The organism is Aeromonas sp. sif2433 (assembly GCF_019218705.1).
Lineage (GTDB): Bacteria > Pseudomonadota > Gammaproteobacteria > Enterobacterales > Aeromonadaceae > Aeromonas > Aeromonas encheleia.
Genome location: NZ_JAHUXD010000001.1, coordinates 67,323 through 90,376 on the forward strand (window position 1 = coordinate 67,323; position 23,054 = coordinate 90,376).

The 23,054-nt window shown below is 60.9% G+C and carries 17 protein-coding genes; 6 read left to right on the forward strand and 11 right to left on the reverse strand.

Going from position 1 to position 23,054, the window contains the following annotated elements:
- Positions 1–37: 37 nt before the first annotated feature.
- Positions 38–1,072, reverse strand: a complete 1,035-nt coding sequence (gene fbp / locus KW825_RS00305; protein WP_218327835.1) for a class 1 fructose-bisphosphatase — start codon at positions 1,070–1,072, stop codon at positions 38–40.
- Between the two features lie 370 nt (positions 1,073–1,442).
- On the opposite strand from fbp, the gene KW825_RS00310 reads away from it, so the two are divergent.
- Positions 1,443–3,059 carry a peptide ABC transporter substrate-binding protein gene (locus KW825_RS00310; RefSeq protein WP_218327837.1) on the forward strand — a complete coding sequence of 539 codons (1,617 nt, stop codon included), beginning with the start codon at positions 1,443–1,445 and terminating at the stop codon, positions 3,057–3,059.
- A gap of 50 nt (positions 3,060–3,109) precedes the next feature.
- On the opposite strand, the gene KW825_RS00315 is transcribed toward KW825_RS00310, so the two are convergent.
- The 3 genes from KW825_RS00315 to sixA all read right to left on the reverse strand — a co-directional run bounded on the left by KW825_RS00315 (position 3,110) and on the right by sixA (position 5,038).
- Entirely contained in the window at positions 3,110–4,030 is a 921-nt protein-coding gene (locus KW825_RS00315) for a DMT family transporter (protein ID WP_218292268.1), read from the reverse strand.
- Between the two features lie 201 nt (positions 4,031–4,231).
- Positions 4,232–4,438, reverse strand: coding sequence for a DUF1107 domain-containing protein (locus tag KW825_RS00320; protein WP_042653763.1), 207 nt, complete (start codon positions 4,436–4,438; stop codon positions 4,232–4,234).
- Positions 4,439–4,570: 132 nt separating this feature from the next.
- Positions 4,571–5,038 carry a phosphohistidine phosphatase SixA gene (gene sixA, locus KW825_RS00325; protein WP_042653657.1) on the reverse strand — a complete coding sequence of 156 codons (468 nt, stop codon included), beginning with the start codon at positions 5,036–5,038 and terminating at the stop codon, positions 4,571–4,573.
- Between the two features lie 161 nt (positions 5,039–5,199).
- On the opposite strand from sixA, the gene KW825_RS00330 reads away from it, so the two are divergent.
- Positions 5,200–7,974, forward strand: coding sequence for an insulinase family protein (locus tag KW825_RS00330; protein WP_218327840.1), 2,775 nt, complete (start codon positions 5,200–5,202; stop codon positions 7,972–7,974).
- Positions 7,975–8,265: 291 nt separating this feature from the next.
- Here the strand turns inward: KW825_RS00330 and KW825_RS00335 are convergent, their stop codons facing one another.
- From KW825_RS00335 to KW825_RS00365, 7 genes are all read right to left on the reverse strand, one after another.
- Positions 8,266–8,913 carry a thiopurine S-methyltransferase gene (locus KW825_RS00335; protein WP_218327842.1) on the reverse strand — a complete coding sequence of 216 codons (648 nt, stop codon included), beginning with the start codon at positions 8,911–8,913 and terminating at the stop codon, positions 8,266–8,268.
- 149 nt (positions 8,914–9,062) lie between these two features.
- Complete coding sequence (locus KW825_RS00340; RefSeq protein ID WP_218327843.1) at positions 9,063–10,448, reverse strand: leucine-rich repeat-containing protein kinase family protein; 1,386 nt, start codon at positions 10,446–10,448, stop codon at positions 9,063–9,065.
- Positions 10,449–10,826: 378 nt separating this feature from the next.
- On the reverse strand, positions 10,827–11,249 hold the full coding sequence (locus tag KW825_RS00345) for a hypothetical protein (protein ID WP_218327845.1): 423 nt from the start codon (positions 11,247–11,249) through the stop codon (positions 10,827–10,829).
- A 448-nt stretch (positions 11,250–11,697) separates the two neighbouring features.
- Positions 11,698–13,287 (reverse strand): glutamine-hydrolyzing GMP synthase, encoded by a 1,590-nt coding sequence (guaA, locus tag KW825_RS00350; RefSeq protein ID WP_042653655.1) that lies wholly within the window; start codon positions 13,285–13,287, stop codon positions 11,698–11,700.
- An 81-nt stretch (positions 13,288–13,368) separates the two neighbouring features.
- Positions 13,369–14,832: an IMP dehydrogenase gene (guaB, locus tag KW825_RS00355; RefSeq protein ID WP_042653654.1), complete on the reverse strand. Its 1,464-nt coding sequence runs from the start codon at positions 14,830–14,832 to the stop codon at positions 13,369–13,371.
- Between the two features lie 275 nt (positions 14,833–15,107).
- Positions 15,108–15,746, reverse strand: coding sequence for a YitT family protein (locus tag KW825_RS00360; RefSeq protein WP_218327847.1), 639 nt, complete (start codon positions 15,744–15,746; stop codon positions 15,108–15,110).
- Between the two features lie 569 nt (positions 15,747–16,315).
- Positions 16,316–19,525, reverse strand: coding sequence for an alpha-amylase family glycosyl hydrolase (locus KW825_RS00365; protein WP_256353704.1), 3,210 nt, complete (start codon positions 19,523–19,525; stop codon positions 16,316–16,318).
- Between the two features lie 395 nt (positions 19,526–19,920).
- Between KW825_RS00365 and KW825_RS00370 the strand changes: the two genes are divergently transcribed.
- The 4 genes from KW825_RS00370 (at position 19,921) to KW825_RS00385 (ending at position 22,949) form a co-directional block, all read left to right on the forward strand.
- Positions 19,921–20,685, forward strand: coding sequence for an energy transducer TonB (locus KW825_RS00370; protein WP_218327849.1), 765 nt, complete (start codon positions 19,921–19,923; stop codon positions 20,683–20,685).
- Positions 20,686–20,687: 2 nt separating this feature from the next.
- Entirely contained in the window at positions 20,688–21,440 is a 753-nt protein-coding gene (locus KW825_RS00375; protein ID WP_218327857.1) for a MotA/TolQ/ExbB proton channel family protein, read from the forward strand.
- Positions 21,440–21,862, forward strand: a complete 423-nt coding sequence (locus KW825_RS00380) for a biopolymer transporter ExbD (RefSeq protein WP_042653650.1) — start codon at positions 21,440–21,442, stop codon at positions 21,860–21,862. Before KW825_RS00375 ends, KW825_RS00380 begins: the two co-directional genes overlap by 1 nt.
- Before the next feature lie 172 nt (positions 21,863–22,034).
- Positions 22,035–22,949, forward strand: coding sequence for a DMT family transporter (locus tag KW825_RS00385; protein ID WP_218327859.1), 915 nt, complete (start codon positions 22,035–22,037; stop codon positions 22,947–22,949).
- Positions 22,950–23,054: the final 105 nt, after the last annotated feature.

Genomic DNA, 23,054 nt, shown 5'->3' on the forward strand with positions numbered 1-23,054 from the left:
ATATCGGCTCCCGTTTTTTATGCGGCTGGCGCAGGCATCAACCCTGGCTGGCCGGATCCTCGTGGGCGGAGAACTCCCGCATGAAGGCCTCGGCCCGCTCCACCATCTTGGTGGAGCCGACGAAGTAGGGGGTACGCTGGTGCAGCGCGACGGGCTGGACATCCATGATGCGGCCAAAGCCGTCGGAGGCCTTGCCACCGGCCTGTTCCACCAAAAAGGCCATGGGGTTGCACTCGTAGAGCAGGCGCAGCTTGCCGTTCGGAGAGTTGGTGCCAGACGGATAGATGTAGATGCCGCCCTTGAGCAGGTTGCGGTGGAAATCCGACACCAGGGAGCCGATGTAGCGGGAGGTGTAGGGCCTGTGGGTCGCCTCGTCCCGCTCCTGGCAATACTTCAGGTACTTCTTCACCCCGTCCGGGAACTTGATGTAGTTGCCCTCGTTGATGGAGTAGATCTTGCCTTCCTCGGGGATGCGGATGTTCTCGTGGGAGAGGCAGAAACAGCCGATGGAGGGATCGTAGGTGAAGCCGTTGACGCCGAAGCCGGTGGTGTAGACCAGCATGGTGGAGGAGCCGTATACCACGTAACCGGCGGCGACCTGGCGGTTGCCCGGCTGCAGGAAGTCTTCCAGGGTCACGCCGGCGCCCGGCTTGCTGACCCGGCGGTAGATGGAGAAGATGGTGCCAACCGAGACGTTGACGTCGATGTTGGAGGAGCCGTCGAGGGGATCGATCAGCACCACATATTTGGAGTGACGGGAGAGCTCGGAATCGAAGGAGACGAAGTCTTCTTCCTCCTCGGACGCCATGCCGCACACCTCGCCGCGGGCCTCCAGCGCCGCCTTGAAGCGCTCGTTGGCATAGACGTCCAGCTTCTGCTGCACCTCGCCCTGCACGTTTTCGGCCCCCATGGAGCCGATGATGTCCGCCAGCCCCGCCTTGTTGATCTCCCGGTTCACCACCTTGGCAGCCAGACGAATGGAGCTGAGCAGTGAGGTCAGCTCACCGGTCGCGGTAGGGTAGTCCGCCTGCTTCTTGACGATGAACTCGCCCATGGTGATCATGTTTCGCATTCTTGTTCCTTTAGGAGCGTTTCCGTTGGCCTTTGAAAACGTTTGCAAGCATCGGCAAAAAAAGTGCCGATCCTCGGCTGCGTTATTTTGTAACCTAATGTAACGCCTGTTTTTTGTTTTTGCAGCGAATTAAGCCGGCGTATAAATCACCAGTTTGCCCCGTAAAAACGCGATGGAACGCTGAAAAACAGGTTTCAATCGGCCTCTTTCTTCATGTTAATTCGTGACAATTATTCATCTTCGCCCCTCTCCCATACCCGGCCCCCATCCGGTCCAATGCCTGAAAAGCGGCCTGAGCCCCCCTTGAGATCTCGTCGCCAATACAGCATATTGGTTTGGCTTTGGAAGCAAAAAAACATAAGGATATTCAATGAAAAGGACTCTCATTGCCGGCACGGTTGCCACCCTGCTCGCCCTCCCCGCCCTGGCGGCCCAGGTGCCTGATGGCACCAAGCTGTTGCCCAGCGACCAACAAACCTTCGTGCGCAACATCGGCACCGAGCCCTCCTCCATCGATCCCCAGATGGCAGAAGAGAGCGCGGGCAGCGACATCGTCAACGATCTGTTCGAGGGACTCTATAGTCTGGACAGCAACGGCAAGCTGCGAGCCGCGGGCGCGCTCAGTTACGAGCTCGACAGCACGGGCACCGTCTACACCTTCAAGCTCAGACCCGAGGCCAAGTGGTCCAACGGCGAGCCGGTCACCGCGGCCGATTACGTCTATGGCTGGCAGCGGGCGGCCAACCCCAAGAACGCCTCCAACTACGCCTGGTTCATCGAGCTGACCGGCGTGGTCAACGCCGGTGGCGTCATCCAGGGCAAACGGGCACCGGAGGCGCTCGGCATCAAGGCGCTCGATGCGCACACCCTGCAGATCACCCTGAAAAACCCTGTCCCCTTCTTCCTGAAGACCCTGGCCCACTACACCACCTTCCCGGCGCCCAAGGCGGTCATCGAGAAGTTTGGCCATGAGTGGGTCAAGCCGGGCAACATCGTCTCCAACGGCGCCTTCGCACTCAAGGAGTGGACCCCGAACGAGCGCCTGATCGCCGAGCGCAATACCCACTACTGGGACAATGCCCATACGGTGCTGAACAAGGTGATCTACCTGGAGATCGTCTCGGAGACGGCGGCCTACAACCGCTATCGTTCGAGCGAGCTGCACTACACCACCTATCCGCTGGAGCAGTACCAGCAGCTCAAGAGCCAGAGCCCTGATGAGCTGATCAATGCCCCCTCGCTTGCCACCTATTACTATGTGTTCAACACCCAGCGCAAACCCTTCGACGACGTCAGGGTGCGCAAGGCGTTGTCACTTGCCATCGACCGGGACACCATCACCGGGAAGATCCTGGGCCAGGGCCAGATCTCGGCCTTCAGCCTGACCCCTCCCAGCGTGGATGGTTTCGAGCTCAAGCGTCCGCCCAGCGAGCAGATGAGCAAGGAGGCGCGCCTCACCCAGGCCAAGGCACTGCTGGCCGAGGCGGGCTACGGGCCGCAGAATCCGCTGGATGTGGACATCCTCTACAACACCAACGAGGGGCACAAGAAGATAGCGCTGGCCATCTCCTCCATGTGGAAGCACAACCTGGGGGTCAAGGCAGAGCTCAGCAACATGGAGTGGAAGACCATGGTGTCAGCCCTCAACGAGGGGGATTTCGGGGTCAGCCGCTACTCGTGGAACGGGGATTACAACGATGCCTCCACCTTCCTCGACATCATGACCTCCAGCAGCAGCGCCAACAGCGGCAAGTGGTCCAACAAGCAGTACGACGCCCTGCTGACCAAGGCCCACGACTCCAAGGATCCGGCCGAACGCAACCGGCTCTATCAACAGGCCGAGGTGCTGATCGACGAGGAGGCACCCATTGCCCCCGTCTACTTCTACGTCAAGTCACGGCTGCTCAAGCCCTTCGTCAAGGGCTATCCCTACCACAACCCGCAGGATCTGGTCTATTCGAAGGACCTCTATCTCACCGCGCAGTAACGCCCTAGACCCCGTAAACGAAAAGACCGCCTCAGAGGCGGTCCTTTTATTCAATCTTCCTGGCAGCTGGCCATCGCGAGCCTTGCCCGTCGCCGCACGACCACGGGTTTGACCAGCAATTGCGCCAGCAACACCCCCAGCAGGGTCATGCCGCCACCGATCAGGTGGTAGCTGGTCAGCTCCTCCCCCAGCCAGCTGATGGCCAAGGCTGCCGTCATCACCGGCAACAGGTTCATGAAGATGGCGGTACGGCTGGCGCCCAGCAGCGCTATCCCCTGCATCCACAGCCAGGGGGAGAGGGCCGAGGTCGGGATCCCCGCATAGAGGATGAGCCAGAGCGCGCTGCGATCGGGCCATTGTCCATCCACCAGCAGGTAGAAGGGGGTGAGGAACAGCAGGCTGCACAGCACCTGGCCGTAGAGCATGGACCAGTTGTCGAGCCCCAGATCCCAGCGCTTGAGCAGCACGCTGTAGAGCGCATAGGTCGCCGCCGACAGCAGCATGTAGACGGAGCCGATGTGGATGCCCTGCGTGAGCAGCCGGGTCGGATCCCCCTGCCCCAGCAAGACGGCCAGCCCCAGGATGGAGATGACGCCGCCGAGCAAGGCCCCCCAGGTGGGCCGCTCGCGCAGCAGCCAGATGCTGAGCAACACCGTCATCAGCGGGGTCAGCCCCATCATCAGACCGATCTCGGTGGCTCCCAGGGTCTGGGCCGCGTAGTAGCCGAACGTCTGGTTCAGCACCATGCCGAGCAGGGCCAGCATGGCCAGCTGGCAAAAACCGGCCCGCAGTTTGGCCCGCACCCGCCAGGCCCGACGGGCGAGGAAGGGAGTCAGGACAATGGCCGCCACCATCCAGCGCGACCAGGCCAGCGCCGCCGGTGAGAGCACCCCCACCGCCAGCTTGCTGACGATGCCGTTGCCGGCCCAGATGGCCATGCAGGAGAAAGGAAACAGAAAGGCAAGGGGCATTGCTATATCCAGAAAGAGGGGGTGGGTATTTTAGGCGGGAGTATAAAGAGGCAAACAAGATTAGCAAGTGCGGCAATGGGGGAGCCCGGCAGTGCCTGCAGAAAGGGAATCAAACAGAACCGAAATCGAGGCGGCAGGGCCAAAAACAATCATGCCCGCACGGTGGCGGGCATGGGGAGGACGACCATCAGGATGCGATGATCAAGCCGCATCCATGTGCAGTCTCGAGATCAGCTCATTGACCTCGAGCACCGTCTGGCGGTGGGGAATGTCCGCTGGCGAGGGCATCATCAACAAGCCGGACTGGAAATCGAAGCGCCCCCTGCCGTGGATATAGATCCGCCCCTTGAAGAAGGTTTTGACATGCTTTGCCACCATCAGCGGCAGATACTTCTTGAACACTCTCATCGTTTGCAACCTCTTGCAGTTGTATCCGTATGACAGCAGCTTCTGCGAAATAATTCCGTTAATTTTGTATAAAAAACCGGAAAAATAGCCTATCTCATCCCAAAAAACCAATTCGTAACTTTTTATTAACTTTTAGCGTATTGTATGTGGTCCTTCGAGCCAGAGCAATACCCCCTTACCATCTTGCCACTCAATACAGGCCATTCCCGAGGTGGCAAACATGGGCGCACCGGCCGCCGGGCAGAGGCTCTGCACCAGATAACCCACCAGCGGCAGGTGGCTGACCATCAGGATGCTCTCATGCTGTGTCGCCAATGCGGCCAGATAGCTCGCGACCAGCGCCGGATCGCCATAGGGCGTGATCTCGCCGCTCTCTTCCACCTCTTGCGCGTCGGGCAACTCGGGGGCGATGGCCTGCCAGGTCTGTCTGGCTCGCAGGTAGTTGCTGTGGACCACCAAGCCCAGCGTTCCCGCCAGCTGGGGCGCCAACCAGCGGGCCATGTGAATGGACTCTTCGATGCCCTGCTCGGTCAGTGGACGCTGTTCATCCGTTTTCGCATTCATGCCAGCCTGGCCGTGACGCATGATGTAGATTTTCATTACAACCTCGCCCAACGGGCCTGTTTAGATAGCGGGGGGATCTTACCCCGCCATGCAGGGGGAAACAATTGCGCTACCTCTCAGAAAAGGGTTTGCCTCGTGAGATAGCGAGGTCGATAATCATGTTTAAATTCAAATAAATTCACCGCGAGTCAGCCCACATGAGCCCACATGCCAGTCCTAATGACCATCGGCGGTATCACTATCTGGAGCTGGCAAATCGGCTCAGAGTCTTGTTGATCTGCGATCCCGACACCGACAAGTCCGCCGCCTCCCTGGCCGTCAACACCGGTCACTTCGATGATCCGGCCGACAGGCAGGGCATGGCCCATTTCCTTGAGCATATGCTGTTCCTCGGCACCCGCACCTATCCCAAGCCCGGCGAGTATCAGCAGTTCATGAGCCGCCACGGGGGCAGCAACAACGCCTGGACCGGCACCGAGTTCACCAACTTCTTCTTCGATATCGACAACGCCTTCTTCGAAGCCGGGCTCGATCGTTTCTCCCAGTTCTTCATCTGCCCCACCTTCAGCCCGGAGTGGGTCGACAAGGAGCGCAACGCGGTCGACTCCGAATATCGCCTCAAGCTGCAAGACGACGTGCGGCGCAGCTACCAGGTGCATAAAGAGACGGTCAACCCGGCCCACCCCTTCTCCAAGTTCTCGGTCGGCAACCTGGATACCCTGGCCGATCTGCCCGGCCGGGATCTGCGCTCCGACCTCATTGCATTCTACGAAGTGCACTACAGCGCGGATCGCATGGCGCTGGTGATGATCTCGCCCGAATCCATCGAGACCCAGCTCGGCTGGTGCGATCGCTTCTTCAGCCCCATCCTGGATCGCAACCTGGGCACCCCGACCCTGTCCGCCCCCCTCTACCGGCTCGATGATCTCGGCATCCGCATTCAGATCAAGCCGGTCAAGGAGAGCCGCAAGCTGGCGCTGACCTTCCCGCTGCCCAACGTGGATGCGTTTTACGACAAGAAACCGCTCACCTTCCTGAGCCACCTCATCGGCTATGAAGGGGACGGCAGCCTGCTCTCATTGCTCAAGGCCAGGGGCTGGGTCAATCAGCTCGCCGCCGGCGGCGGCATCAGCGGCGCCAACTTCAAGGACTTCAGCATCAGCTTCGGGCTCACCCCGCTCGGGCTGGAGAGGGTGGACGACATCATCGCCGCCCTGTTCGGCTATCTGAAACTCATCGAGCGTGACGGCCTGCTGGCCTGGCGCTATGACGAGAAGCGCAGCGTGCTCGAGTCGGCCTTCCGCTTTCAGGAGCGGGGCCGGGCACTGGATACCGTCTCCGGCCTGGTGCTGAACCTGTTCAGCTATGCCCCGGACGATCTGCTCCACGGCGACTACATGATGCGCGAATATGATGAGGCGCTGATCCGCCGCTTCCTCGCCAAGCTCACCCCCCATAACCTGCGCATGACCATTCAGGCACCGGAGGTCAGCACCGATCGCCTCGCCCGCTGGTATCAGACCCCTTACAGCATCGCCCCCATCCCGGAGGCGGAGAAGATCCGCTGGCAGCAGAGCGAGCCGGATCCCGCGCTGCATCTGCCCGCACCCAACCCCTTTATCAGCAGCCGGCTGGATGCCCGCATGCCGGAGCTTTGCGCCGACCTGCCGGCCTGCCTCATCGACAGGCCAGGTTTTAGGCTCTGGCACCTGCACGAGCACCTGTTCGGGGTGCCCAAGGGCAACCTCTATATCTCCATCGACAGCGAGCACGCGGTCAGGAGCCCACGCCACATCGCCATGGCCCGGCTCGCGGTGGAGCTGCTGACGGATCACCTCAATGCCCTCACTTACCCGGCCGAGCTCGCCGGACTCGGCTACCAGATCTATGCCCATCAGGGGGGCTTCACCATCAACCTGAGCGGCTTCGCCGACAAGCAGCCGCTGCTGCTCGACATGATCCTCGGCAACCGCACCCTGGGTTATCCGGACCCTGCCCGCTTCGCCGAGATCAAGGAGCAGCTCATCCGCAACTGGGAGAACCAGTCCAAGACGAGGCCCATCTCCCAGCTCTTCAACCAGCTCACCAGCCTGCTGCAGCCCAACAATCCGCCGTTCGAGCAACTGCTGCGCCACCTGCGCACCATCACCCTCGACGAGATGCCCGACTTCGTCGCCCGGCTGTTTGCCGAAGTGCATGTGGAGACCCTGATCCACGGGGACTGGGACGTGGCCGAGGCACTCGAGCTGGCGGCGCTGCTGGAGCGCCACCTCGGCGTCAGCAGCCAGCCCAGCGCCGAGACCCGCCGCCCCCTCATCTCCATTCAGGACAGAGGCACCCTCATCCGCGAGCAGGGTTGCGAGCACGAAGACTCGGCGCTGCTGGTCTACTACCAGTCCCGCACCACCAGGGCGCGGGATCTCGCCTGCTTCACCCTGGCCAACCACATCATGTCCTCCACCTTCTTCCACGAGCTGCGCACCCGCCAGCAGCTCGGCTACGTGGTGGGCGCCGGCAACCTGCCCTTGAACCGCCATCCCGGCCTCATCTTCTATATCCAGTCGCCGGTGGCCGGACCCCAGATCCTGCTGGATGCGGTGGAGGAGTTCATCGATCTCTTCCCGCTGGCCATGCTGGAGCTCACCGAACAGCAGTGGCAGGACAGCAAGGCGGGCCTGCAGGCCCAGCTCAGCGAGCGGGACGCCAACCTGCGCAGCCGGGGCCAGCGGCTCTGGGTCAGCATAGGCAACAAGGATCTCGGCTTCGATCAGCGGGAGAGGGTGTGCGAGGAGGTGGGCAAGCTGAACCGGGCCGATCTGGTCCGCTTCATCACCCAGCTGAGATCGAGGACCTCGGATCGACTGATCCTCTGCAGCTATGGCCAGGGCCACGAGCATGACGAGCGGATCACCGGCCAGTTCATCGACGATCCCAAGGCGTTCCGGCTCGCCGCCAGCACCTTCGAGGCCTGAGCCCCCTCGAATCGCAGACAATAAAAAGCCGACCTGAGGGTCGGCTGGAAAAACCATATCAATTGCGACAGAGCCGCCAAAAGTGAACATGAGCGTGAAAATCAGACACTGAGTTGATGATCGGCCAGGTGATGCAAACCAGAGCTCATCGACCGAGACCAACAGTGATTGAGAAACAGGATCATCTTAGACAGGGCCCCTGTCTTTCACGTTGATCTATGTCAAAGGAGGTAAAGAGAGTCTCGCCTCGTCACCCTTTCGCCTCACCTTCCCTCTGGGTTCATCCATCGCTCAGGCGCGGCGGGTCAGCCGATAGGCCACCTCATCGAAATAAGAGAGCTGGCCGGATTGCACCCTGGGATGATCCTGCTCGGTCGCCCGACCCAGGACCTCCACGCTGAAATCGCGCTCGAACAGGTTGCGTACCTCCATCTCCCCCACCGAGAACGGCGGCTGCTGCTGTTGCTCCGGCTGATACTCCAGGGTCACCAGCAAGACTTGTCCAGCCGGCTCGATGAGACGGCTCATCAACTCGGCATACTGACGGCGCATCGCCGTCGGCAGCGCGATCAGCGCCGCCCTGTCATAGGCCAGCCGATAACGGCGCCCCAGGGTAGGTGCGGCGAAGAAGTCACCCTGATAGATGCGCAACGTCTCGTGCTGATGGCACTGGTAAGGCCCGACCTCGCTCACCGTCTCGCTCAGCTGGTTCTCACTGAAGAACTGGCTGATGGCAAGCTCGGACAGCTCGAAGCCGTCGACGGGGTGGCCCTGCTGATTGAGCCAGAGCATGTCGCCCGACTTGCCGCAGAGGGGAACCAGCACGGGCTCATCTCCCTGCCGGGCCGACCAGCCGGTCTGCAGCCAGCGATTGAACTCCACCTGATGAAAGCCTATCCGGTTCTCTTCCCACTTCTGATGCCAAAACGCCGCTTCCATCATCATCCTCTCGTCATCTGCAATGATGCATCAATATCACAACTTCAACGGGGCGGTGCAAGCCTTGTTGCCCCCTCATCCGCCTTTTTGCAAGACAAACGATTGCAAAACCGAAAGCGATGCCAAGCGCCGCTTTCGGCAGGTTTTACTCAAGACTCGACGCCGGCCGTCAGGAGTGCGCCAGCCCCGCTTTCCTCAGCATGGCTGTCACGATCGAGTCGGCTCCTGGCGTCGAGCAGCCGGACACAGATCGCGGTAAAGGCCGGCCGCAGCGCCGGCTCCCGCTGCTGGCAAGCCTGTACCAGCGCCTCGAGCCCGTGATGCGAGCCCGCTTGCGCCGGGCAGAGCGCCAGCAGCTCCTCCAGCAGGCAGCCGAAGGCCCGCACCTCCAAGCGCTCCAGCCGGGCGGCCAGCAGAGGATCCCGCACCGGGTAGAAGGAGGCGGCGCCGAAGTCCCCGAGCAGGGCGGCGCCCTGCCCGTCATGGAGGATGTTATGGCCATAGAGATCCCCGTGCATTATGCCCAGCCGATGCAGATGGGCGGCGGCAGAGGCGATATGCCAGGCCATCTCCAGCGCCGTCGGCAGCGAGAGCGCGAGCGAGGCCGGATAGACATCGCGAGTACAAGACGCGAGGCTGGGGGGACCGGCCAGGTTCACCAGCTCAGGCGCGATCAGCGCCATCACCAGCGCGGGGATGCCGGAAGGGTGATCGCCTATCCGGCCCACCACCTCGATCAAGGCCGGATGCTGACCCGCGGCCATGGAGGCTGTCATCTCGGCCCCCGGCAAGCCATCGCTGGTCACCTCCCCCTTGAACAGCTTCACCGCCACGGCGCGGGGCCCCTTCCCCTCGACCCACTGCGCTCGATGGATGACCCCGGAGGCCCCCTGCCCCAGCAGTTCGCCGATGGCCAGCTCATGCCAGGGGATCTCGGCGATGGCTGTCGCCTCGCCCAGCCGCTTTTCCCACCCCTCACAGAAGGGGTTGCCCGAGTAGGCCAGCCAAGAGAGCCGTGGCAAGGAGAGCAGCCACAGGGGCAATGCCTCGAGCCGGTTGGCGGAGATGCGCAGCAACTCGAGGCGGGTGCAGTGCGCCAGCGCAGCTGGCAGCGTCTCGAGCCGATTGCCCGCCAGCATCAGCTTTTGCAGTGCCGTGCACCGACCCAGCTCATCGGGCAATTGCTCAATCTCGTTATCGGTCAGGATCAGCCAGCGCAGCTTGGCGGGCAGTGATTTCGGGGATACCACGCTGATCCGATTGGCCTTGAAGCCCACCATGGTGAGCAACCGGCAGCGCCCCAGCACCTCGGGCAGCTCGGTGAAGTTGTTCTCGGAGCAGAAGAGGATGCGCAGCTTGCTGCATTCTGCCAGTTCGTCAGGCAGCGCGCTTAGCTGGTTGCCGGTGAGATCCAGCACCTCCAGCGTCGCTTTGAGGCTCAAAATCTCGAGGGGGAAAGTCGTCAGATTTTCAGAGATCTTCAGATGGCGGGTGCCGTTCAACTCGCCAGCGCGCAGCTGTTCCAGGGTATGCATTACAACACCTCGATAGGAATGGCTCTTTATCAGCCATCGGCACCACCGAACGACCCGTTCGGCAGGAATAAATAAAAGAGGGGCATTATAGAGAATTGCAGCCAGAGGTCGCCTGTTTTGTTGCTCCGACAATGGGATATGGTGGCTAGTAGAGCTGTAGCATATAGACGTTCATGATCAGCTTAGTAGGGTGTAATAAGCGAAGCGCATTGCGCCGTTTTTATAATGGCTTTCGCATAAGATATGACACATCAAATTAGCGGTGCAATTCACGTTGTTCATTGCACCCTACGGTACTACGGTACTGGTATCCCACAAATGGTCAGGAAATATATTCGAAATAGGATGACATATTAACTTAATTCTATTTAACGATATTTAAATTTTATTTTTCCAAAAGCTTACCATTTGTTCAAGAAACTGATCCGCTGATATCTCTTTGCCTAAAGACGATACGATAATAAGTGGACGTGCAAAAGCATTACTAAAAGCAGACGAAAAACCACTCTGGCTACGTGTTGTAGTTGGTTTGACTTTGAAATGCTTCAATCCATTGGTAATATCTCTAGCCATTTCCAATAACGAAGCCACCTCTTTATCTTCAGGGTATCGTTCAATAAACCTATCGATCGTAAATTTTTCTTTAGGATTTACCCATTCATACATGTGGTATGTGAGCATTGTTGTTAACAGAGCACTTTTTAAACATGCATTATTAGCCAAAAATTGCTCGTATTGTGGCTTAACCATAATATAGAAAAAAGACTCTGCATCGACTACTTGAAAACTAGATGTACTCATTCTTTACCTCGAAGAGCATAACAATTCAGTATGCGGAATTATTCCATCTATTCTGCCGCAGAACTTGGCCGAATTCATTCAATATATAAATGCAAACTGCCTTACCTATGCCGATATCCTACTACTGGATAGTAACAGGGAATGCGTCATATGAACAATGAAGCAGGTAGCAAAAATGGAGGAAAACAAACAATACCTTCCTGTTACAGAGAACTCCATGCTATTGCATTACTGAAAGTGGTCATAGGCGGAATTATCGTTCACTTGAATGCGGGCAGAACTAGCGAGCAGGCGGAACAGAGCATAACGTATTTACCACCCATCAGCAGTCGGATACGTGAAAGGTTCCCTCCGATATAATATTGCCACGCAAACGATTAGAAAAAGAAAAGACGCCGCAAGGGCGTCTTTTTTTGCACTCTTTTGAAAATCAGGGCGCGTTAGCCGCTTATTCCCACTCGATAGTAGCGGGCGGCTTGCCAGATACGTCGTACACCACGCGGGAGATGCCGTTGATCTCGTTGATGATGCGATTCGACACCAGACCCAGGAAGTCGTACGGCAGATGGGCCCAGTGGGCGGTCATGAAGTCGATGGTCTCGACGGCACGCAGGGCGATGACCCAGTCATATTTGCGGCCGTCGCCCATGACGCCGACGGAACGTACCGGCAGGAAGACCGCGAACGCCTGGCTGACCTGGTTGTAGAGGTCGGCCTTGCGCAGCTCTTCGATGAAGATGGCATCGGCCTTGCGCAGCAGCTCGCAGTACTCTCTCTTCACCTCGCCCAGCACGCGCACACCCAGACCCGGGCCCGGGAAGGGGTGACGGTAGAGCATGTCGTAGGGCAGGCCCAGCTCCAGACCGACGCGGCGCACCTCGTCCTTGAACAGCTCGCGCAGCGGCTCCACCAGACCCATCTTCATCTCGTCCGGCAGGCCGCCGACGTTGTGGTGAGACTTGATGACGTGGGCCTTGCCGGTGGCGCTGGCGGCAGATTCGATGACGTCCGGGTAGATAGTGCCCTGGGCCAGCCACTTGGCGTTCTTCAGCTTCTTGGCTTCGTCGTCGAACACCTCAACGAAGACGCGACCTATGGTCTTGCGCTTGGCTTCCGGCTCGTCGATCCCCTTGAGGGCGCCGAGGAAGCGCTCTTCGGCGTCGACCTTGATGATCTTGAGACCAAAGTGGTCACCAAACATCTCCATCACCTGAACGCCTTCGTTCAGACGCAGCAAGCCGTTGTCGACGAACACGCAGGTCAGGCGATCGCCGATGGCGCGGTGCACCAGCATGGCCACCACTGAGGAGTCCACCCCGCCGGAGAGACCCAGGATCACCTCGTCGTCACCCACCTGCTCGCGGATGCGGGCGACGGCGTCGTCGATGATGGTGGCCGGGGTCCACAGGCATTCGCAGCCGCAGATGTCTTTCACGAAATGTTCGAGCAGACGGGCACCCTGGCGGGTGTGGGTCACTTCCGGGTGGAACTGCACGCCGTAGAATTTCTTCTCTTCGCAGGCCATGGCCGCATGGGGGCAGGTCGCGGTCTGGGCGATGGTGGCGAAGCCCGCCGGGATCTCGGTCACCTTGTCACCGTGGCTCATCCAGACATCCAGCAGGGCGTGGCCGTTGGGGGCGATGGCGTCTTCGATGTTGCGCAGCAGGGCGCTGGCCTGGCCGGACTGACCCAGCACTTCGACCTGGGCATAACCAAACTCACGTTCGGTGGAGGATTGCACCTTGCCACCGAGCTGCTCGGCCATGGTCTGCATGCCGTAGCAGATACCGAACACCGGCACGCCGGCGGTGAACACGTAGTCGGGGGCACGGGGGCTGCCTGCCTCGGTCACGGACTCGGGGCCGCCGGAGAGGATGATGCCGTTGGGATTGAATTCGCGGATCTGCGCTTCGGTCACATCCCAGGCCCACAGCTCGCAGTAGACACCGATCTCACGGACACGGCGGGCGATAAGCTGGGTGTACTGGGAACCGAAATCCAGGATCAGGATACGGTGAGCGTGAATATTTTTAGTCATTTTATTCCTGCATCAGGCTGATGTTGTCACAAAAAGTGTGGGATAAAAATGGTGTAAAAACGGGGCCAGAGCCCCGTTTTATCAGCCCATCCGATAGTTGGGGGCTTCTTTGGTAATGGTCACATCGTGGACGTGGGACTCTTTCATCCCGGCCCCCGAGATGCGCACGAACTCAGCCTTGGTGCGCATTTCGTCGATGGTGGCGCTGCCGGTCAACCCCATGGAGGAGCGCAGGCCACCCATCTGCTGGTGAATGATCTCTTTCAGGCGGCCCTTGTACGGCACCCGCCCTTCGATCCCTTCCGGCACCAGTTTGTCGGCGGCGTTGTCGGTCTGGAAGTAACGGTCGCTCGAGCCCTTGGACATGGCGCCCAGAGAACCCATACCACGATAAGACTTGAAGGAGCGGCCCTGGTAGAGCTCGATCTCGCCCGGTGCCTCTTCGGTACCGGCGAACATGGAGCCCACCATGACGCAGCTGGCGCCCGCGGCGATGGCCTTGGCCACGTCACCGGAGAAACGGATGCCGCCATCGGCAATGACCGGCACGCCGGTGCCTTCCAGCGCGTCGACGGCGTCGGAGATGGCGGTGATCTGGGGCACGCCGACACCGGTCACGATGCGGGTAGTACAGATGGAGCCCGGGCCTATGCCTACCTTGACGGCGTTGACGCCGGCGGCGACCAGCGCCAGGGCACCGGCGGCGGTGGCGACGTTGCCACCGATGATCTGCAGATCAGGGTAGGCATCGCGGGTCGCCTTGATGCGATCCAGCACGCCCTGGGAGTGGCCGTGGGAGGAGTCAATCAGCAGCACATCCACACCGGCCTCGACCAGGGCGGCGACGCGCTCCTCGTTGCCGGCACCGGCACCGACGGCGGCGCCGACGCGCAGGCGGCCACGCTCGTCTTTACAGGCGTTCGGCTTGCGCTCGGCTTTCTGGAAGTCTTTGACGGTGATCATGCCCTTCAGTTTGAAGTCGGCATCGACCACCAGCACCTTCTCTATACGGTGCTTCTGCATCAGGGCGACCACCTCTTCGCGAGGGGCCCCTTCACGCACGGTGACCAGACGATCTTTCTGGGTCATGACTTGTTCGACGGTCTGGGAGAGATCGATCACGAAGCGCACGTCACGGCCGGTGATGATACCAACCAGCACGTTGCCCTCGGTCACCACGGGGTAACCGGCGAAGCCGTTCTTGAGGCTCAGCTCTTTGATCTGGGCGATGGTCATGTCAGGGCGTACGGTCACTGGGTCGGAAACGACGCCGCTCTCGTACTTTTTGACCTTGCGCACTTCGAAGGCCTGTTGCTCGATGGACATGTTCTTGTGAATGAAGCCGATACCGCCTTCCTGGGCCAGTGCGATAGCCAGACGGGCTTCGGTCACTGTGTCCATGGCAGCGGAAATCATCGGGATATTCAGGGAGATAGCAGACGTCAGCTTGGTACGCAGATCGGCTGTATTAGGAAGAACAGTGGAGTGGGCTGGAACCAACAATACATCGTCGAAGGTCAGCGCTTCTTTGGCAATCCTGAGCATGGCAATATCTCACCGTTGAGGAGTGGGGGTGTAAAATATTGCCGACAAATTTTACTCATGCATTGGCCACTGGTAAAGAAGTTTTTTGAATTTTTTATGGGGTAGCCCGGTTTAACGCCACCAACGGGGTAAAAAACCAATAAATTCAGGCGTAATCATGCCATTTTTCGCGACATGATGATCTTTTTTGCCGTTGGCATCCCATCTGCCACGAACCGCCCGTCGGATCACTTTTTAACAATTCCCCTCCCCCACGTCTCTCCCGTGGCCGCCACTCAGCCGCCCTGATAGCGGCCGGGCTTGTGCCAGTTCATCAGCATGGCGTTCATGGCGAGCGCACTCAGGGTGGACCAGAGCAGCAAAGGCAACGGTAGCGTGAGCAAGGAGAGCGCAAACACCAGCACATCGAGCAGCATCTGGCTCTTGCCCGCGTTGATGCCGGCGCGTCTTTGCAACCAGAGCGTCACCACGCCTATGCCCCCCACGGAGGCGTTGTGGCGGGCGAGGGATAACACCCCCATGCCGAGGAAGGTGCCCCCCACCAGGGCGGCAAACAGCGGGTGGATGTAGCTCACCGTCAGCAGCAACGGCACCCCCTGGGTCGCGGCCGAGAGCGTCACATTGACCACCAGCGTCTTGAGCATGAAGCCCCGCCCCATGGTGAAGTAGCTGAACACCAGAAAAGGCAGGTTGGCGAGGAAGAACAGCAGGCCGATGGGCAGGCTGCTGACGTGGGCGAGCAGCAGCGCTATGCCCGCGATGCCGCCGGTGATCATGCCGGAGCACTTGAGCAGGTTCAGGCCCACGGCGATGAACATGACGCCGAGCACCATGCCATAGACATCATCCTTGAGGCTATGAGCCAGTCCCTTACCCGCTGAGAGCGGCGACTGCAGGGTCATATCATTGGCCATATGGCTCCTTTCAATTACAACATTGGGACTCTTTCCCACTCGGCAATTCCCCCTGGGCTTCTGCCGATGAGGGATGCATTCGATGGCGTACGAGGAGGCGTCCTTTCCATAGAACGCGCCCACGACATGTGCAGCAAGAACGACGCCAGTCGGAACAAGAATCCGCATACTATTGTTTATTTGAATTTAAACGCCAAATTTAACATTTAAACCAGATGATACGACCAACTAAAAAACCTGAGGATCCGGCGGGGCAGCATAACTGCGATGCCAGAAGAGATGCCCACGCCGGGAGTCTGCATTTTCCTCCTCACCGCTGGGGTCGATAGGCCGGAAAGGCTTGCCCCATCAGGCCTGAGACTGGGCGAGGTGATCCCGGAGCCCCCCTGAAGGAGGCGCCGTCTTGAGCAAATGGGGTAACCATCGGCATGGCATGATGCACCACAGACGCACCATAAAAGTGCAGGCGCGCCATTAAGGTGCAATGAGAGGTTGGCTTCCCCCTCCCACCAGGGGTGAACGGAGACAAAAAAGTCGGCCCGCGGGCCGACTTTTTGACGGGCTGTGCATCACTTCAGATATTTGCCGTCGACCCCTATCTTGCCGGGGCCGTTGAGCACCCAGACACGGGCGGAATAGGCCGGTACCTGGAACGAGAGCGTGCCATTGCCGACCGTTAACGTGCTGCCGGTGACCGCCTCTGTGTAGCTGCCGTTCTTGACGCCGCTGATGGTGATCTGCTGGGCCGAGTTCGCGGCCAGGCCGACCGCCGCATAGCTGCCCTCGGCGCCGAGATCGCGCACGAAGCTGATGCCGCTCCCCCACTCGTTGACCTGGCTCATGGGCGCCTTCTGCAGGGCCGGTACCGCCTTGCGGATCTGGTTCAGGCGTTTGATGTGCTGGTAGAGCGGGTGTGATGGGGTCGCGGGGTTGTCCAGCACCTCGCCGTAGTAGGCGCGGCCGGTCTGATCCACCGTCATGGTGGCACCATCGATGTCCTGCGGCTTGCCGGCCTGGAACATCACCTCCTCCCCGTAGTAGAGGGTCGGGATGCCCCGCGCCGTCCACAGCAGGTTGTAGGTCATGGCCGCATTGCCCTCTTCCCCGCCATAGCGGTACTTGAAGTCGTTGTCCGGCCCCACGTCATGGTTCTGGAAGAAGGTGATGAGCTTGGTGGCATCCCCATAGACCCAATCCATGCCGAAGATGCCGCCCACCCCGCCGAAGCTGCCCTTGGTGACGTTGTCACGGAAGGTCGAGAACAGGGAGAAGTCGAGCACCGACAGCCCGGAGTCGCCGCCGGCGCGGGGATTGGCCGGGTTGGCCGTGGTGCGGGTATACCACCAGGGGCGGATCACCGCAGAGGCGTTGTCGTTGGCCAGCTCGGAGCCCCAGCCCGTGCCCTTCACCAGGTTCTCGCCGAACACGAACAGCCCCGGTTTGTGGGCCTGCCAGTCATGGACATAGCCGAGCAGCTCGTCGCGCTCTATGTGCTTGAGGGTATCGATGCGGATGGCGTCGACCCCCATGTCGAGGTACTGGTGGATGGCGCCGTTGAGATACGCCTTGACGTTGGCGTTGCCGGTCGCCAGATCGATGCAGTCCCCCGCCATGTGCTTGCGCTGCAGGGCGAGCGGGCTTTCCCAGTCGCCGCCGGACATGAAACCGTCCTGGTGATACCAGCTCGGATCCAGCCCCTGGGCATCGATGCCGAAGAAGCGGTTCGGGTTATAACCAGCGCTTGGCACGCTGCTGCCGGTCTTGGGATCGACCAGCGGCACCAGGCCTGCCGGATCGGACTGACAGCGGGCCTTGTACCAGTCGGGCGCCGCCGGGTTGTCATCGTCACAGCGGTTGAGGGTGGCGTAATCCCCCAGGTTGCCCTGGTAGGGACCGTTGTTGATCAGCCCCTGGCTTGAGCCCGTCGGCACGTAGTATTTGACCGGCAGGCGATCGATCCACACCTTGCCGCGCAGGCCGTACTGGCTGGAGTGGTTGATGACCACGTCCTGAATCACCTTGAGCCCCTTGCCGTGGGCCGCCTGGATAAACTCCCGGTAGCCGGCGCCCGGCGACTCCAGCCGGGGATCGACCCGGTAGAAGTCGTAGGCATGATAGCCGTGGTAGTCGAGGCCGGAGCGGTTCTCCACCGGCGGCGTCACCCAGATGGCGGTGAAGCCGAGATCCTTGATGTAGTCGAGCTTATCGATGAGCCCCTTGAAGTCGCCGCGCCAGTGGGGATCCCCGGCCTTGTAGCGATCCCGGTTGTAGTAGTTGTTGCCCGCATCGCCATCATAGAAGCGGGCGGTCAGCAGGAAGTAGATGCTCTCGCCACGGAAATCGCCGCTGGCCACCCCCTGCTCGCCGATATGGTAACTGAAGCTCTGAGTCTGCTGATTGCCGCTGGCATCTATGCCCAGGGTATTGATCACCAGATCGACCCCACTGCCCTTGTCGCTGGCGTCGAACGACTGCCCGGCGTAACGCGTGGAGCTCGTGGTGGGCGTGCTGCCATCCAGGGTGAAGTAGAGCCTCGGGGCGCCGTCCTGATCGTCGCTCACCGTCAGGCTGACTGACTGCGCCTGGGCATAGCTGCCGGCGGGCGGGGTCGCGCTGACCGTCGGCGCCTGAGTATCGACCCCGGCCAGCGGTGCCACATCCAGCACCTTGCGCTGGGCATCGAAGCAGATGCGATAGCCGGTGTTGGCCGCCACCTTGTAGTCCTGGGCCGGGTAGGCCTCGGTCCAGTCCCCCTTGTGATCGATCTTGAAGCGGGGATCGCTGCTGCCAAAGGCCTGCTCGGTGCAGAAATTCACCCCATCCAGGCTGGTCATCGCCGTGAGGCCCCAGTTGTTGGGGGTGCCGCGGAAGTACCACTTGTCACCGGCGACGGCCTCCCCGACCACCACGCTGACGCTGCTGCCGGCCTTGGCCCCCTGATCGTCGGTGACCGTCAGGCCATAGGTGAAGGTGCCCGCCTGGCTGGTGTTGACGACTATGCTCTCCGTGCTCTCGCCGTTGCTCCAGAGGTAGCCGGTGACCTGGCCATCGGGATCGGTGGAGTCGCTGCCGCTCAGGGTCAGCGCCGCCCCCAGTGCGACTCGGACCGTGCCGCCCGGGCTGATGACCGCCAGCGGCGGCTGGTTATCATCCCCCAGGGGCGTGATGCTGTAGGCTTGCGTCTGATCATTGACCTGGAAGCGGACAGTGCCGGTCCCGCTCCAGAAGATGTCGCCGCCGCCAGGCTCGAGCCCCCCATCGGCGTTGCTGTCGCCGAAGCTGGTCACCCAGTCCCCCGCCTGATCGAACTTGAGGCGCTGGTTGCTCTTGCCATCCAGATAGGCCTCGGCCTGCCACAGGTGATCGGCCACCAGCTGCATGGGCACAGAGCCCCAGCCGTTGAAGGTGCCACGCACCTGCAGTTGCGGCCATGTCTTGGCGAAGCCGGACGAGGTGCAGCTGTCGACCGCCGTGGCGGTGATCGCCTGGTTGCCGGCGTTGATGTTGATCCGGTAGTGGGTGTTGGCACTGACCGCATAATCGGCCGCCGGGTAACTCTGCTGCCAGTTGCCGTATCTGTCGATCTTGAAGCGCGGGCCGCCGCTGGCATCCCCGCTCTGGAAAAATTGACAGGTGTTGTAATTGACGCCGTCGGTCGAGACCATGGGAGTCGCCGCCCATCCATTGGCGGTGCCGCGGAAGAACCACTCAGCCGCCGTTACGCCGGGCGATGCAATGAGTGTCCCCAACAATCCGGCAGCCATTATCCATCTAGCCATTGATAGTCCTTTATTCTTTTGTGTGTGAGGCCGGGCATGCGTCCCGGCATGTCCCCCATCCGCTACCGCCTGTCTTCAGATGAGCTCGGTCAGTCTAGGGCGCATCTGGGCCTATTCATGGCAGACGAGTGCAAAATGTGACCACAATCGACCTCAGGATTGGCTAGATGTGATTGATAGCGCTTTCATTTCTGCTCCCGCCTCGCCCTCTTTCCAGGGCTCTCGACGCCCACTCTTCCCCCTCGCGATCCAGGCTCCGGTGATTAAAACGCGATTGATAATGTTTCTTGTTTGCAGGCCCTGAAGTGGCGCATGCTGGGCGCCAAAGGCCGGCTTTGGCGCCTATTTCATAGACATTTGAGTACGAACATGACGATCAGGAAGGAAGCAGGTCGATGAGCGCCTGTGCAATGAGACCGGCCATCGGCCGCGACAAGATGGCATTTGGCCCTGTCCAACTTGCCTGCCTGGCCATCGCCGCGCTCCTGCACCTCGCCATCCTGTGGCTGATGCAGGGGAGCCACCCCGCCCCCATCCAGCCACCCGAGCCCCTCACCCTGTCTGCCCGCTGGGCCGGGGAGTCGAACAAGGATGACGCGCCGGGCAAACCGGCGGCGCCAGCGCCCACCCCGGCACAGCCGAAGGTAGTCAAACAGCCTGCGCCGGTTCAGCACAAGCCGGTCAAGCCGGTCGTCAAGAAAGTCGCTCCCAAGCCTGTGCCCAAGGCACCGCCCAAGCCTGCCCCCCTGGTCAAGCCCGTCGCCAAGGCCCAGCCGGTAACGGCGCCCGCCGCGCCGCTGACCACGGCCAATCACCAGAGCGGCAGCAGCAATAGTGCGCCTGCCAAGACGAACCAGACTGGGACCGGCGGGGGCAGCAGCGCCCCCATTGCCCGCGATGCCAGATTGAACAACCCTGAGCCCCCCTATCCTCATGAGTCACGCAGACGAGGGGAGGAAGGGCGTGTGGTGTTGAAGGTTCGCGTCAGCAAGGAGGGCACGGCCGAGTCGGTCGAGGTCGAAAACAGCAGCGGTTACCGGCGCCTGGACATGATTGCCCGCAAGACGGTCAGCCGCTGGCGCTTCATCCCGGCCAGGCAGAATAACGCCGCCGTCGCGGCCTGGACCGGGGTCACCATCATCTTCAAGTTAGGGACATAACCATGAATCCGGAAATCGAAACGAACGGGATGGGCATCGCTCATCTGCTCAGCCAGAACACGGGAGTGGGCCTTACCCCATTGATCTTGCTGGTGCTGATGTCGCTTGCTACCTGTTACTACGCCCTGCTCAAACTCTGGCTCGGCTATCGCGAGCAGCGCCTCAATGCCCGGTTCGTGAGCCAGTTCTGGCAACACGCCAGCGTGCAGGAGATGGAGCGCCAGCTCGCCCAGACGCCGCCTCAGGAAGGCTATGGGCGGGTGACGCGTGCCGCCCTCGCGGCCGTGGCCCAGCTTGACAGGGCGCAGGAACGGGCCGTCTCCCTCAAGTTGGGATCCCCCGACGACTTCTTGCTGCGCGCCCTGCGCCAGGCCATCACCCTGGAGCGGATCCGCCTCGAGCAGGGCCTGACCTTGCTCGCCTCCGTGGGCTCTGCGGCCCCCTTCATCGGGCTGTTTGGCACCGTGTGGGGCATCTATCATGCCCTGCTTGCCATCGGCAGCGCCGGCCAGAGCAGCCTGGACAAGGTGGCGGGTCCGGTCGGAGAGGCGCTGATCATGACCGGCTTTGGCCTCGCCGTCGCCCTGCCGGCGGTGCTCATCTACAACTTCTTCGTGCGCCGCAATCGCCTCAAGCTGGCGGCTCTCGACGAGTTTGCCTATGACCTCTTCGCCTTGCTGGTGACCGGGTTCGAGCAGGCCTCGCCCAAGGTCACCCAGCTCGCCGAGCGGGAAGCCAGGAAGGGGCGCGGATAATGGCATTTGGTAAATTATCCAGTGACTCGGACGATCAACCCCTCTCCGAGATCAACATGATCCCGATGATCGATGTCATGCTGGTGCTGCTGATCGTCTTCATGATCACGGCCCCCCTGCTGACCAACGCGGTCAAGCTCGACTTGCCCGAGGCCAGCAGCCAGGCCAATCAGCCGAAACAGGACGACATCAGCCTCTCCATCGACGGGGCCGGCAAGATGTACTGGAATGACAAGCCGGTCGACGAGGCGGCCCTGATCGCCCAGATGAGCGCGGTCGACCAGAAGGCGCAGGAGCTCCCCGAGATCCAGCTGCGCATCGACAAGAGTGTCGAATACGGCACCATTGCCAGAGTAATGGCCCTGGCCTCCCAGCATGGCCTGCACAAGATCGCCTTTGTCAGCCAACCCGAGGCCGAGTGATCGTCCCAGGTCAGTGCGAATCGAAGCGATGCTGGCAACAAGGCATCACCCAGGTGGTGCCTTGTCTGTTTGCCTCCCTATCACCCGGTTGTCAGACGCGGGGCATCCCTGCATGATGCGGGATCTGCATGTCAGAGCGCTGGCGTGAGCCCCATGATTTCAAGGAGAGAAGATGAGAACATCGGATTATGTGAGGCTGCTGGCACTGGCGGCTATCTGGGGCGCCAGCTTCCTGTTCATGCGCATCGCCGCGCCGGCATTTGGCTCGGTCAATACCACCTTCCTGCGGGTCTTTTTCGCCCTCATCGGGCTCGCCGTCATGCTCCTGCTGCTGCGCACCCCCATGAGGTTCAAGGGCAAGCTAAGATCCGCCATGCTGCTCGGCATCATCAACTCAGGTGTGCCCTTTCTGATGTACGCCATCGCCGCGCTCTGGTTGCCGGCCGGCTACTCGGCCATCCTGAACGCGACCACCCCGCTGATGGGGGCCATGATCGGCTTCTCGTTCTTTGACGAGAAGCTGAGCCCGCGCAAGTGGTTCGGTGTGATGCTGGGGCTCGTCGGCATCGCCCTCATCACCACCACCGGCGAGGTACACCTGAGCGGCAACGTGATCATCGGCGTGCTGGCCTGCCTGTTTGCCACCGCCTGTTACGGCTGCGCCGGCTTCCTGACCCGCCGCTGGATCACCGAGCAGGGCGGGCTCGATGCCAAGCTGGTGGCCTTCGGCAGCCAGCTGGGTGCCTGCGTGTTTCTGCTGCCCTTCTTCGGCTACACCATGACGGCGGGGCCCGCCGTCAACTGGGCCATCCCCGAGGTGTGGGCCAGCATCCTGGCCGTCGGCTTCGTCTGTACCGCCCTCGCCTACCTGCTCTATTTCAGGCTGATCGCCGACATCGGGCCGCTGCGCTCCCTGACGGTGACCTTCCTCATCCCGCCGTTCGGCATCTTCTGGGGCTATCTGGTGCTCGGCGAGACCCTCACCGAGGGCTTCATCATCGGCGGCGTCATCGTCTGCCTCTCGGTCTGGCTGGTGGTCAGCCCGGCCAGGAGCCAGCCCAGGGTGAACCCGGAAGTCGAACGCTAGTCATGGCGGGGCCGAGCGACAGGCTCGGCTCAGCGTCCAAACTGGGGTAAGATGGCCCCATTCGCTTTCTCCTTTTTTCATCCCCCTCGGCCTTGCCAAGGAGAG

Excerpts from the sequence above, each read along its gene's own strand:
- fbp (WP_218327835.1), bottom strand. The coding sequence starts at position 1,072 with ATGCGAAACATGATCACCATGGGCGAGTTCATCGTCAAGAAGCAGGCG.
- KW825_RS00310 (WP_218327837.1), top strand. The coding sequence starts at position 1,443 with ATGAAAAGGACTCTCATTGCCGGCACGGTTGCCACCCTGCTCGCCCTC.
- KW825_RS00315 (WP_218292268.1), bottom strand. The coding sequence starts at position 4,030 with ATGCCCCTTGCCTTTCTGTTTCCTTTCTCCTGCATGGCCATCTGGGCC.
- KW825_RS00320 (WP_042653763.1), bottom strand. The coding sequence starts at position 4,438 with ATGAGAGTGTTCAAGAAGTATCTGCCGCTGATGGTGGCAAAGCATGTC.
- sixA (WP_042653657.1), bottom strand. The coding sequence starts at position 5,038 with ATGAAAATCTACATCATGCGTCACGGCCAGGCTGGCATGAATGCGAAA.
- KW825_RS00330 (WP_218327840.1), top strand. The coding sequence starts at position 5,200 with ATGAGCCCACATGCCAGTCCTAATGACCATCGGCGGTATCACTATCTG.
- KW825_RS00335 (WP_218327842.1), bottom strand. The coding sequence starts at position 8,913 with ATGGAAGCGGCGTTTTGGCATCAGAAGTGGGAAGAGAACCGGATAGGC.
- KW825_RS00340 (WP_218327843.1), bottom strand. The coding sequence starts at position 10,448 with ATGCATACCCTGGAACAGCTGCGCGCTGGCGAGTTGAACGGCACCCGC.
- KW825_RS00345 (WP_218327845.1), bottom strand. The coding sequence starts at position 11,249 with ATGAGTACATCTAGTTTTCAAGTAGTCGATGCAGAGTCTTTTTTCTAT.
- guaA (WP_042653655.1), bottom strand. The coding sequence starts at position 13,287 with ATGACTAAAAATATTCACGCTCACCGTATCCTGATCCTGGATTTCGGT.
- guaB (WP_042653654.1), bottom strand. The coding sequence starts at position 14,832 with ATGCTCAGGATTGCCAAAGAAGCGCTGACCTTCGACGATGTATTGTTG.
- KW825_RS00360 (WP_218327847.1), bottom strand. The coding sequence starts at position 15,746 with ATGGCCAATGATATGACCCTGCAGTCGCCGCTCTCAGCGGGTAAGGGA.
- KW825_RS00365 (WP_256353704.1), bottom strand. The coding sequence starts at position 19,525 with ATGGCTAGATGGATAATGGCTGCCGGATTGTTGGGGACACTCATTGCA.
- KW825_RS00370 (WP_218327849.1), top strand. The coding sequence starts at position 19,921 with ATGAGCGCCTGTGCAATGAGACCGGCCATCGGCCGCGACAAGATGGCA.
- KW825_RS00375 (WP_218327857.1), top strand. The coding sequence starts at position 20,688 with ATGAATCCGGAAATCGAAACGAACGGGATGGGCATCGCTCATCTGCTC.
- KW825_RS00380 (WP_042653650.1), top strand. The coding sequence starts at position 21,440 with ATGGCATTTGGTAAATTATCCAGTGACTCGGACGATCAACCCCTCTCC.
- KW825_RS00385 (WP_218327859.1), top strand. The coding sequence starts at position 22,035 with ATGAGAACATCGGATTATGTGAGGCTGCTGGCACTGGCGGCTATCTGG.